An 11,831-nucleotide genomic window follows, 5' to 3' on the forward strand; every position below is an offset into this window, starting at 1 on the left:
CGCGCTTGCGCAGCTCGGGCGGGTACATCGAGGGTCGTGCCATGACTCGGAATCCTTACACGGAATCGAGTCTCCACCTCACCCGGGGCGGTTCAGCTCGCCGTGTGCTGAGAGCCTCGCGGCGTTCGACCGCCAGTCGCTCTTCCCGCCTCTGCCTCTCTGCATGGTCGAGTTCTACCGTCTTGGCCTGAAGCGCGCTGCGGTGCGCCAGTAGCCCGGACGCGATTGTGCCGATCACCCCCACCACGGCGACGATCAGGGCGCTCAGGGAAGGGTCCATGGCCCAGAATGTAGTCCAAGGGCGAGCCACGGACCCTCGGTTACGACCATCAACCGCTGGTCGTGATCACAGCAGCCGGGGGCCCTCATTCAAAGTCCCCATCGCCGCAGCCGGGCTGTGCGGCCATACGTGCGGGATGTGGTTCTGATCGACGGCACCCTCATCCGCAGGCGGCGACGCTCCGGGAAGGCCGACCGGCGCATCTACTCCGGCAAGCACCATCATCACGGCTTGCAAGTCCTCGCCCTGCCCCATGGAGAGGCTTCCTAATGCTGTTGTCAAGCGGCAAGGGTCACGGGCGGTGTGACTTGATAGCACCGTCGGTCGCGGACGAGGGCCCACAGGACGTTGACGCGTCGGCGGGCGAGCACGAGGACGGCCTGGACGTGGCTCTTGCCCTCGGCTCTCTTGCGGTCGTAGAACCGCTTGGAGTTGGGATCGCTCCAGGAGCTGACCAGCGCGGACGTGTAGAAGACCCGTTGCAGACGCCGGTGGTATCGCTGCGGGCGCCGCAGGTTGCCGCTGGTCTTGCCGGAGTCGTGCGGAGCGGGAGCGACACCACCGAAGGCCGCGAGGCGGTCCGCGGTGGGGAAGCCGTCCAGACTGCCGCCGACGGCGACCAGGAACTCGGCACCGAGCTTGGGCCCCATGCCCGGCAGGCTCAAGATGACCTCGGCGAGTTCGTGCTCGCGAAACCGGCCCTCGATGAGCTTGTCGATCTCGGCGATCTTCTCGTTGAGGGCCATCACCTCCCTCGCCAGGGTGTGCACCATCTTCGCGATGACCTTCTCGCCGGCCACGGCGGTGTGCTGCCGCTCGGCGGCCTCCACTGCGGCCTTGGCCAGGGATTCGGCGCCGCGGACCTTGCGGTTGCGCAGCCAGGTGGCGGCTGACGCCGATCCGGCGCAGGGCAGTGGGAGTCTGGTAGCCCGTGAGAAGGACCAGGGGACCTGCGTTGGTGAGTTCCAAGGCGCGTTCGAGCGCGGGGAACATGCTCAGCAGGTTGCCCCGCAGGCGGTTGATGGTGCGGGTGCGGTCGGCGACCAGGTCGATGCGGTGGCTGGTGTGCAGCCGCAGCTCGATCGTGGTCTCGTCGTCGGGACGGATCATTTGCAGGTCACGGCGCATGCGTGCCTGGTCGGCGATGACCCTGGCGTCGCGGGCGTCGGTCTTACCCTCGCCCCGGTAGGCGTCGGAGGCCCGGTTGACCATGCGCCCGGGGATGTAGAGCAGCTCCTGCAGGTGGTTGACCAGGACGGCGATCAGCAGACCCGGCTCGCCGCCGGTCATGTCCATCGCCCAGGTCACCTCGCGGCCGTGGGCGAGGTCAAGGACGTCACCCATGAGCTTCAGCAGCTCCGGCTCGTCGTTGGCCACCCGGCGCGACAGAAAGGTCTTGCCCTCGCCGTCCATGGCGACGCAGTGGTGGTGGGTCTTGCCGCAGTCGATCCCGGCCCATATCCGGCTCATCGTGCTCCCGACGTCGTTCCTGCCTTGCGTACCACGGACGACCTCGCCGGCATTGCCCTACACAGCGATCTTGTCGCACTTCCTGATCGGCGGCCGAGTCGTCGTGGGGAGCAGGGCGGCCAAGCCTCCGGAGCCACGAACAACGGCAGCCAGCCTGAGAGCCACACCCCACCCCCCTGGGTGCCACAACCCTACGAATGGCTGCGGTGCACCCGTGAGTTGACAGGTAGGGCCGCCTGATCTGGTTGTCCGTCACCCGGCCCGTCCGCACCCACGTTCCAGTTGGCGGAGGCTCACTGGAATACAAGCAGACCGGTTTCGATTGCTCCTCCCGTAGTGATCGCGGGAGGGGGACCCTGGTGACCGACCTGAAACTGTTCCGGCTGGATGCCGACGGCCGGGATGTCGAGCTGCGCGGCTCCACGGTGACGCTGGAGGCGGAGCTGCAGCGGCGTATCGAGGCGGGTATGGAGGCGATGCTCGGCATCCGCTTCCTGGCGTCGGAGTACCCGACGGGGCCTTGGCACCGTGGCCGGATCGACTCGCTAGGCCTGGACGAGAACGGCGCACCCGCGCTGATCGAGTTCAAGAAGGGCTCGGACCGCGGGGTGATGTCCCAGGCGGTCTCCTACCTGTCCTGGCTGGAATCGGCACAGCACGAGTTCGAGGCGCTCGTCCGGAGGGTGCTGGGCGCGGAGGCCGCCGAGTCCGTCGACTGGCGTCGCCCGCGGATGATCTGCATCGCGGCAGGCTTCTCGCACCACGACCGGGTGGCGGTGCAGAGGCTGCCCGAGCGGATCGACCTGGTCCGCTACCGAATCTTCGACGGCGGCCTGCTGGGGCTGCTGCTCGTGGATTCCGCGACTGGCTTGCCGAGCGCTGCCTCGTCTCGCCGGGTCCGAGGGCGGGCACCCGTGGCGGACAGCGTTCCGAAGACTCCGGAGATCTCTCCGCCCGCGGGTGGCGGAGCCGTGCCGGAGTGCCTGCGGCACCTGTACGCGGAACTGGACGAGGCGCTCACTGCATGGGGCGAGGTGGAGGTGGCGCCGCTGCGGCACTACATCGCCTACCGGCGACTGGTGAACGTCGCGTCGGTGATCTTCCGTCCGAAGCACGAGGCGATCCTGGTGTACCTCAGACTCGACCCGGACACGGTCGAGCTGGAGGAGGGCTTCACCCGGGACATGCGCGGTATCGGACACCTCGGGACCGGCGACCTGGAGGTCCGCATCGTCTCGGCAGCCGACTTGGAGAAGGCGGCACCGTTGATCCGGCGGGCGTTCGAGGCGGCCTGACGTAACAGGAGGGGCGGCTGGTGCATCGCTTAGTCGATGCACCAGCCGCCCCTTTGGCGTCTGCGGGCCGCCGGCGCCGGCTTCTCCGCTCTCACGCTCATGCCTCCGGTCCGGCCAGCTCGAAGTCGTCCTTCGTCAGTTCGGCCCGCAGCCGCTCCTCGGCGACGTCGGCGTAGTGCGCGGACAGCTCGACGCCCACGAAGCGGCGTCCCTCGCGCAGGGCCGCGACCCCGGTGGAGCCGCTGCCGGTGAACGGGTCGAGGACGGTGCCGCCCTCGGGGCAGACCTGGACGAGTTGCTGCATGACCTCGACCGGCTTCTGGGTGATGTGGACCCGGCCCTTGCGGGGCTGGGAGGCGATGTAGTGGCCCGGCAGGTAGAGGTCGCGGGTGTTGTCGAGGGAGCCCTTGACGCCCCAGACGATGAACTCCGAGTCCTGCTTCGGCCCGCCCTTGCGGGGCCGGCTGGACGGCTTGATCCACGGGATCGTGCCGCTCCAGGTCCACCCCGCCATCTGCAGGGCGTCGGAGGTGGTCGGCTCCTGCCGCCAGTCGGTGAAGACCATGGCGACCGCGTGCTCGGTCGAGGCCCGGTACGCCTCGGTGAGCAGTTCGGTGAGCCAGGAGCGGTAGGAGCGCTGGTCGCGGTTCTCGCCGGGGAAGTTGGCGAGGTCGTGCGCCGAGTTGCTGGTGACGTACTTGGCACGCGCGGTGCGGCCGGTTCGATCGGAGCTAGTGCGGCCCCCTGAGTTGTACGGCGGGTCAGTGATCACCGCTTGGACGCTCTCGTCCGGGAGGGACTTCAGGACGGTCAGGGCGTCGCCTCGGTGCAGCGTATAGCTCATGGGGAGGGCCTTTCTTCGGGCGCGGCGGAGTCTGGACCCGCTCCGGACGGCGCTCAACGGCGGGCGTCTGGTGCGAGGTTGCAGCGGAGGTTAACGGCGAATTCCGGCCGCACCTAACGAGGCGGCTCCCCGCTGCGGGCCCCTGGATGGCAGTCGTTTGGCGCGGCCGAGATCCCGGTCTACTGTCTCGCCGTGCCACCGGGAAGGAGTGCTGCTCCATCCCCGTTGAGCTGTGCTTATCCGTGCCGTCTCGTCCAATCGAGCAGCGTCGGAGGCATGTTGCCCATCTGCCCGCGAGCGCTGTGAGGAGGCCCCTGTGTCCTGCCTGAGATTACGAGCGCGGCTGGCTGCCGCGCGTGACCTGAAACCGGCGTTCGGGAGCTACCAACTCCTCTGACCCGGGCCGTCCGAGAGGCGGATGCACATCGGCGCGGTGCCGACGGCTTTGCACGAGAAGTCGGCACCGCGCCTCCTACGAACACCGAGGAGCCGCTGCGATGCAGCATGCCCTGACACACCTGCGCCCCGACCCACCTCCGTCGTCTGGTCCGCGCCGCCGTCGTACTGAAAGGCGGCGGCGATGAAGAAGACGACGGGAGCCCTCGTCGGTCTGTGCGCCACCGGACCACTCCTGCTGGCACTGCCGATCCTTGGCATCGGTGCCGGGACCGCCTCGGCTTCGTGCTCGACCGACGGTGCACAGGGTGTGGACGCCTCCGCCGTCGCCAAGCAGGTGAAGGCCATCCTAGACGGCGGCGACAAGGGCTCGGTCTCCGTGCCGGGCCTGGACGCGCCTGCCGATCAGGTGCCCAACGCCAAGACCATCCAGGCCACGGGCGTCGCGATGAACATCCCCGCCCGAGGGCAGATCGTCGCCCTGGCAACCGCTCTGCAGGAGAGCGGCCTGCGGAACCTGACCTACGGCGACCGCGATTCGCTGGGTCTCTTCCAGCAGCGGCCGTCCATGGGCTGGGGCACGGCCAGCCAGATCCTCGACCCGGTGCACGCCAGCACCAAGTTCTACGAGGGGCTCAAGAAGGTCTCCGGCTGGCAGTCCTTGTCCGTCACCCAGGCCGCCCAGGCGGTGCAGAAGTCGGGCTTCCCGGAGGCGTACGCCAAGTGGGAGCCGCTGGCCACCGCCCTGCAGAAGGCCATCGAGCCCCTGCTGCAGAAGGCCGGCGGTGCATCACCGAGCCCGTCGCCGTCAGGCTCTGCCGACACCGGCAGTCCCTCTCCCGATTCCGCGGGGGGTTGCTCGGCGGACGGCGACGGGACGGACTTCGGCACCATCCCGGCAGGCGCGCTGCCGGACGAGTACAAGATTCCCGCCTCCGCGCCGCCGAAGGTGCAGACGGCGATCCGGTGGGCGCTCGGCCAACTCCGCACCCCGTATCAGTGGGGCGGCACGTGCACCGACTCCCACGGCAAAAACCCGATGGGCCGCTGCGACTGCTCCTCCCTGATGCAGGGCGCGTACAAGGCCGCCGGAGTCACCCTGACGCGGACCACGTACACGCAGGTCAAGGACGGCAAGGCCGTCTCGGTCGATGCCCTCAAGCCGGGCGACCTCCTCTTCACCGAGGGGACGGCCGCCGTACCGGAACACGTCGGGATGGCGATCGGGCAGGGCCTGATCGTCCACGCCCCGCACACCGGTGACGTCGTACGGATCACCACCGTCGCGTCCTGGAAATCGCGGATTCTCGCGGCCCGCCGAGTCGTCTGACCGGCGCTCCTCCCCCTCCTCACCTCCCCTCGCACCGCTGATTCGCCCCGCCGGGCTTTGGCGTGCACTCATTCGCGAACTGGAGTTCCCATGCATCTCGCTGACCAGGTCATACAGCTCGCCTACGATCCCGGCATCAAGCCGAACGAGGGCGGGCTCCCTGGCCTCAACGTCCTCAAGCAGGTGATGGGCTCGATCAACCTCTTCGGGCTCATCGCCGTGGTCGGAGCCCTCGCCGTCAGTGCGGGCGTGTGGGCCTGGGGTCACCACTCGGGTGGACACCAGGCCGAGGCGAACGGGAAGAAGGGCGTGCTGGTCAGCGCGGGCGCGGCCCTTCTTCTCGGTGCGGCCAACGGTGTAGTGGCGTTCTTCTCGACGCTCGGGACGCAGGTCCACTGATGGCTCAGCACTCCACCCACCCCGGCGGCGCATCTCGCGTGCGCCGCCGGGCGCTGCTCGGCACTGCCGTCCTGGCGGTGCTCGTCGCCCTCGCCGGCCTGGCCGCCTACCTCACCCGCGAGGGCCGAAGCCCCTCCGATCCTGCTTCCCCACCGCCGAGTTCGCCCACCGCGTCCTCGTCGCCCGCGGCACCGTCCGGGCCGCACACCCGGCCCCGCGCTCTGCCCATTCCGCCGAAAACCCACGACCCGATCACGTACGGCAAGGCCGCCGCCGCAGCGCTGTGGTCGTACAACACCCGCGCGTACTCGCAGCCCGAGCTGCGCAAGGCGCTGCGCGGCTGGCTGACCACGGAGTCGAAATACGCCGACCCGGCCTCCGTCGACCAGGCGGTCCCCTCGGCCGTGCTGTGGAAGGAGATGGCGGCCAACAAGCAGGTCGCCACCGCCAAGATCAACGAGGGGCACTTCCCGCACGCCTTTACCCAGGCCCTCCAGGACGACCCCGGGGCGATCACTCAGGCGTACGTCTACGCCGTCACGGTCTCCGGCAAGCAGTCGATTCGCTGGAAGGGCTCGGCCGCCGGCGGCGCGGAGAGCCGGTCCACCACCCTCGCGGTCCAGTGCCGGCCCGACCATCCCTGCGCCCTGGTCGGCGTCATGCCGTCCGTCGCGCCCTGACCCTAGCCCCAGAACGGAGGTACGACCCATGGGAGTCTGCGACTTCCCGCTGATGGACAAGGTGTGCGGCGCCGTCGACTTCGCCACCAACCCCGCCGGCACCGTCACCGACGGCCTCGGGGCCTGGATCGCGAAGTCGGCGGGCGAGCTGGCGTCCAGCGCGGCCGAGCTGGCCGCCAAGGCCGTCAACAAGACGACGGCCATCGACCTCAACGCCGGCTGGTTCCGGGACAACTACGAGCTGTTGCTGCCCATCGGCCTCGCCCTCACCGTCGGCATCTTCTGCATCCAGCTCATGACCGCGGCCTGGCGCCGCGACGAACGCGCCCTCGCGAAGGCGGCGTTCGGCACCATGACCGGAGTCCTGTTCAGCTTCTCCGCCATCGCCTTCACCACCGTCGCCATCACGGTGGTTGATGTGTTGTCCGACGGGCTGTTCCAAGCGGCCGACACCTCGATCGACGACGCGATCCGCCGCGTGATCAAGGTCGACGAGATGGGTGCCATGTACGGCCTCGGCTGGGGTGTGCCCGCGCTGGTGGCCTTCGGGTGCGCGATCGGCGCCTTCCTCTACTGGGGCGTGATGGTCGCCCGCAAGGTCGGCGTCCTGATCATGGTCGCGCTCGCGGTGTTCGCCGGGGCCGGCGGCGGCTGGGAAGTCGCCAAGCGGTGGCGGCGTGGCTGGATCGAGGCCACCGGCACCCTGATCGTCTCCAAGCTCCTGATGACCGTCGTCTTCCTCATCGGCGTCTCCGCCATGGGCAAGACCGACGCCAGCGACGGAATGGCGGCCCTGTCCGACGCGATGGCCGGCATCGTCGTGATGGTGCTGGTGCTGCTCTGCCCCTACGCGACATACAAATTCGTCCACTGGGCCAGTGACGGCGGTGGCCACGACGACATGCACCGCACCGGTGTCGCCGGCATGGCGGTCGCCGCAGGAGCCGCGAAGACCGCAAGCAGCCTCGCACTGCGGGCCGGTACCGGCACCCCAGCTCCGCAGGGCCCGAACCAGGTCCCGGGCGCGGGGACCGATGGCGTCGCCTCCGGCATCAACCCCTCCGGCGGCAACCTCAGCAAGGAGGGCATCGACGCCGGGCCACCCAAGCAGCAGACCCGCTTCCGGTACGGCGAAGACCCGAACGCGACCGGCGACAAGGGCCGGGCTCTGATCCAGCGCCCTGGGATCCCGCCACTGATCACACGTCCTGGCGAGGACGAACCGGAAGGGTCCGAATCGACCGCCCAAGGCGTTGCGGGCGGCTCCGGTCACCTCGCAGCCGCATCGGCTCCGGGCGGCGACATGACCTCCATGCCGCCGGCCGACCCCGGGCCTTCGGCCTCGGGCACTCCGGCGTCCGCGTCCGGACCGTCGGCCACCGGCTCAGCGACGCCGACGAACTGGGTGTATCCCACCCAGCCGCCGTCGGGTTCCTGACCCACATCCCCGGGGGCGGGCCGCACTCCACGGCCCGCCCCCGCCCCCACCAGCAGGAAGGTTTCACCATGACGTCCAGAACAACGCCGCGCATCCCGTCCTCCGCCCGCTCCCACCGTCTGGAACCACCATGTCCGGCAAGCACCAGTCCTCCACGCCCACCGTGAAGTTCCCGCACCGCAGCAGGCGCGGCGTCCTGCTCGGCCTGACCGTCCCGCAGTTGGCCGTCGCCGGGCTTACCGGCTTTCTCCTTCTCGCCGTGATCCTCGCCCGCGGTGTGGTCGGCGCCCTCCAGCTCATACCGCTGTGGGCGGTCATCGCGCTGCTCGTCTTCGTTCGCCACCGAGGCCGTGCGCTGGCTGACTGGGCCCCGCTCGTCGTCCGCTACGCACTGCGCCGGATGCGAGGCCAGCTCGTCTGGCTCACCCGGCCCTCCCGCCGGCCGACCCGCGAGGGACTGCTCCACCTTCCCGGCACCGCTGCCAGCCTGCGCGTGACCACTGCCCCCGATGGCAAATACGGCGCCGTCCACAACCCGCACACCGGGACGCTGACCGCTGTGGCCAAGGTCTCCTCCCGCGCCTACGCCCTGCTCGACCCCGGCACCCAGCAGGCCAACGTCGGCGGCTGGGGACGCGCGCTGGCAGCCCTCGCCCGTACCGGACAGATCGCCCGCATCCAGGTGATCGAGCGCACCATCCCCGACTCCGGCGACGCGCTGCGCCGCTACTGGGAAGAGCACGGCCGCCCCGACACCCTGATGGCCGGCGCGATCTACAACGAGCTGATCCAGAGCGCCGGCCCCGCAGCCGCCCCGCACGAGGCGTACGTCGCGGTGTCCCTGGACACCAAGGCGGCCCGCCGGCTGATCAACCAGGCCGGCGGCGGTCTCACCGGTGCCTTCAGCGTCCTCGCCCAGCTCACCTCCACGTTCGACCAGGCGGCGCGGACCGCCGGTCTCACCCCGACGGGCTGGCTCACCGCCCGCAAGATCGCCGCCGTGGTGCGCACCTCCTACGACCCGAAGGCGCTGGCGACACTCGACCGCTGGTCCACGGCCGGTCGCCCCGAGGCCGAGCCCGCCGCCGCCGGCCCCGTCGTGGTCGTCGAGAAGGCGGACCACATCGCCACCGACTCCGCCGTGCACGCCACCTACTGGGTGGAGAACTGGCCGCGCACCGAGACCAGCGCCGGCTTCCTGCACCAGCTGCTGTTCACCGGCGGAGTCCGGCGCACGCTCTCGCTCTCCTACGAGCCGAAGAACCTCGACGCCGCCCTGCGTGACGTGCAGCGCAAGAAGTCCAGCGTGATCGCCGACGCCGCCGAGCGGGCCCGGCGCGGCCAGGTCGACTCCGAGGCCGACTCGATCGAGTACCAGGACATCAAGTCCCGCGAGCGCCAGCTCATCGCCGGGCACGCCGACGTCGCCCTGACCGGTCTGCTGACCGTCTCGGCCGACACCGAGGACGAGCTGCGCGCCGCCTGCGCCGTCGTGGAGACCGCCGCTGTCGGCGCCCAGCTCGATCTCCGGCCCCTGACCTGGCAGCAGGCCGAGGCGTTCACCGCCGCCGCCCTGCCGCTCGCGCTCGCTGCCTGACCCTTCCCTTCGAAAGAGCACCCTCATGTCCCGCACCGCCAGCCCGACCGCGCAGGACTTCGTGCCCTTCGCCACCGCCGCGCTCGACTTCCACCGGGCACTCAACATCCCGGGCGGCCCGCTGGTCACCACCCGGGCCGAGCTGGACGCCCTGCACGCCCACCTCGTCTCGCTGTACGGGCTGCTCGACGCCCACGCCGGTCGCACCGGGCAGCTCGTCGCGGTCGAAGCCGACCAGCTCCGTACCGCCCGCACCCGCATCTGGCAGGCCGCCGAGCATCTCCACGCCGCCTACCACGCGGCACCCCAGCCGGACTCCGGCAAGATCCCCGAACCGGAGGCGTGCCAGTCCGGCCTCCCGGAGGGGGCACCGGAACTGACCATCTGCCAGCGCCACCAGCGCACCGCGCGTCTCGTGCGGCGGCGCACCACCCCGGCCGACCTGCACGCCCCGTTCACCGGCCTCGTTCGCCGCTGACTCACCCCCTCACCTGGAGAAACGTTCATGCCCCGTACCCGCGCCAGCGCCTCCCCTCTGTTCGTGCCCCGTAAGACGACACGGGCCGAGCAGCGGGCCGCCCGAGCCGGTTTCACCGAAGCCCGTCGCCAGGCACGCCTCGCCGGGAACCCGCCCAAGCACCGCGCCGAGCAGACCCTCGACCCGGATCTGCGGCCCACCTATCCGCTCGCCGGCCGCCCCGGTCCGGCCTCTGCCCGCGGTGGCAAGCTCGCCCTGCCCGCCCACCGGATGACCACCGCCACAGCCAGCGGCGCGTACCCGTTCGTGGCCGAGGGCGGCCTGGGCGCCGAAGGGGTGTTCATCGGCCGCGATGTGCACGCGGAGGCGGCTTTCTGTTTCGACCCGTTCTCGCTCTACAGCAGCGGCAGGGTGGAGGGCTTCACCAACCCCAACGCGGTCCTGGCCGGGATCATCGGCATGGGCAAGTCGGCGCTGGCGAAGTCGATCGCCACCCGGTCGATCGCCCACGGCTACCGGATCTACATTCCGTGCGATCCCAAGGGCGAGTGGACCGGTGTCTCGCAGGCCCTCGGCGGATACAGCATCGCCCTGGGCCCGGGGCTCCCTGGACGGTTGAACCCGCTGGACGCCCCGGCCCGGCCCGCCTCCGTGAGCGAGGAGGACTGGTTCACGGAGGTTCGCAAGCGGCGTCTGCTGCTGCTGGCCGGCCTCGCCCGCACCGTGCTGAAGCGCGATCTGCTGCCGATGGAGCACACCGCCCTCGACCTGGCCCTGGATCTGGTCGTCGCTGACGCCGCCGCCCGGGGCACGGTGCCGCTGCTCGGCGAGATCGCGCACGTACTCGGCTCCCCCGAACGCCTCGACCAGGCCCTCGGCCACCAAGCAGGACACCTCGGTTCAGCCGCCCAGGACCTCGCCCACGCCCTGCGGCGTCTAGTGCACGGCGATTTGAGCGGCATGTTCGACGCGCCGAGCACCGTGTCGTTCGATCCGACCACGCCGATGCTGTCCATCGATCTCTCCCGTCTAGGCGGCTCGGGTGACGACACGGCCTTGGTGCTCGCGATGACGTGCGCGAGCGCGTGGATGGAGTCGGCCCTCAGTGATCCCGATGGTGGTCGGCGCTGGGTGATCTACGACGAGGCGTGGCGGCTGATGCGGCACGTCGGGCTGCTGGAGCGGATGCAGAGCCAGTGGAAGCTCTCCCGAGGGCTGGGCATCGCGAACCTGATGGTGATCCACCGCCTCAGCGATTTGCTCTCGGCGGGCGACGCCGGCTCACGCGGCCGAGTCCTGGCCGAGGGCCTGCTGGCCGACTGCTCCACCCGCATCATCTACCGCCAGGAGCCCGACCAGCTCGCCGCCGCTGCATCTCTGCTCGGCCTGACCGGCGTCGAGACCCAGGCGGTGTCCGCCCTGACCAAGGGCCGAGGTCTGTGGAAGGTCGCCGGCCGTTCCTTCATCACCCAGCACATCCTCCACCCGGCTGAGCGGGAGCTGTTCGACACCGACGCCCGCATGGCGGCCTAGGCCGTTTCTTTCAGATCATCGGATCGTTGGTCTGGTGTGTCGCTGACTGACGCCCAGTGGGCGCGCATCGAGCCGTTGTTGCCGGACCGGA

At 70.1% G+C, this 11,831-nt stretch carries 9 protein-coding genes and 1 pseudogene; 8 read left to right on the forward strand and 2 right to left on the reverse strand.

Translation table 11 applies throughout. From position 1 onward, the window contains the following. Window positions 1-558: 558 nt before the first annotated feature. Window positions 559-1,750: pseudogene (locus tag ABZ854_RS36250) on the reverse strand (IS110 family transposase). A 359-nt stretch (window positions 1,751-2,109) separates the two neighbouring features. Between ABZ854_RS36250 and ABZ854_RS36255 the strand changes: the two are divergent. Then, window positions 2,110-3,045 (forward strand): DUF5655 domain-containing protein, encoded by a 936-nt coding sequence (locus tag ABZ854_RS36255; protein ID WP_361220065.1) that lies wholly within the window; start codon window positions 2,110-2,112, stop codon window positions 3,043-3,045. Window positions 3,046-3,142: 97 nt separating this feature from the next. Here the strand turns inward: ABZ854_RS36255 and ABZ854_RS36260 are convergent, their stop codons facing one another. After that, window positions 3,143-3,889 (reverse strand): site-specific DNA-methyltransferase, encoded by a 747-nt coding sequence (locus ABZ854_RS36260; protein ID WP_104631201.1) that lies wholly within the window; start codon window positions 3,887-3,889, stop codon window positions 3,143-3,145. Window positions 3,890-4,469: 580 nt separating this feature from the next. Between ABZ854_RS36260 and ABZ854_RS36265 the strand changes: the two genes are divergently transcribed. From ABZ854_RS36265 to ABZ854_RS36295, 7 genes are all read left to right on the forward strand, one after another. After that, complete coding sequence (locus ABZ854_RS36265; RefSeq protein ID WP_361220068.1) at window positions 4,470-5,615, forward strand: C40 family peptidase; 1,146 nt, start codon at window positions 4,470-4,472, stop codon at window positions 5,613-5,615. Window positions 5,616-5,705: 90 nt separating this feature from the next. Beyond that, window positions 5,706-6,014, forward strand: a complete 309-nt coding sequence (locus ABZ854_RS36270; RefSeq protein WP_164179986.1) for a DUF6112 family protein — start codon at window positions 5,706-5,708, stop codon at window positions 6,012-6,014. Further along, on the forward strand, window positions 6,014-6,694 hold the full coding sequence (locus ABZ854_RS36275; protein WP_361220071.1) for a hypothetical protein: 681 nt from the start codon (window positions 6,014-6,016) through the stop codon (window positions 6,692-6,694). The genes ABZ854_RS36270 and ABZ854_RS36275 overlap by 1 nt, the downstream gene beginning before the upstream one ends. Before the next feature lie 28 nt (window positions 6,695-6,722). Next, window positions 6,723-8,132: an ATP-binding protein gene (locus tag ABZ854_RS36280; RefSeq protein ID WP_361220073.1), complete on the forward strand. Its 1,410-nt coding sequence runs from the start codon at window positions 6,723-6,725 to the stop codon at window positions 8,130-8,132. 130 nt (window positions 8,133-8,262) lie between these two features. After that, the gene (locus ABZ854_RS36285) at window positions 8,263-9,729 is read left to right on the forward strand and encodes an SCO6880 family protein (protein WP_361220076.1); all 1,467 of its coding nucleotides are present in this window, start codon (window positions 8,263-8,265) and stop codon (window positions 9,727-9,729) included. A 25-nt stretch (window positions 9,730-9,754) separates the two neighbouring features. Further along, the gene (locus tag ABZ854_RS36290; protein ID WP_361220079.1) at window positions 9,755-10,207 is read left to right on the forward strand and encodes a DUF6238 family protein; all 453 of its coding nucleotides are present in this window, start codon (window positions 9,755-9,757) and stop codon (window positions 10,205-10,207) included. A gap of 27 nt (window positions 10,208-10,234) precedes the next feature. Next, window positions 10,235-11,740 (forward strand): ATP-binding protein, encoded by a 1,506-nt coding sequence (locus ABZ854_RS36295; RefSeq protein ID WP_361220082.1) that lies wholly within the window; start codon window positions 10,235-10,237, stop codon window positions 11,738-11,740. The last annotated feature ends 91 nt before the right edge of the window (window positions 11,741-11,831 follow it).

It is taken from the genome of Streptomyces sp. NPDC047028 (assembly GCF_040644095.1).
In the GTDB taxonomy this organism is placed as follows: Bacteria; Actinomycetota; Actinomycetes; order Streptomycetales; family Streptomycetaceae; genus Streptomyces.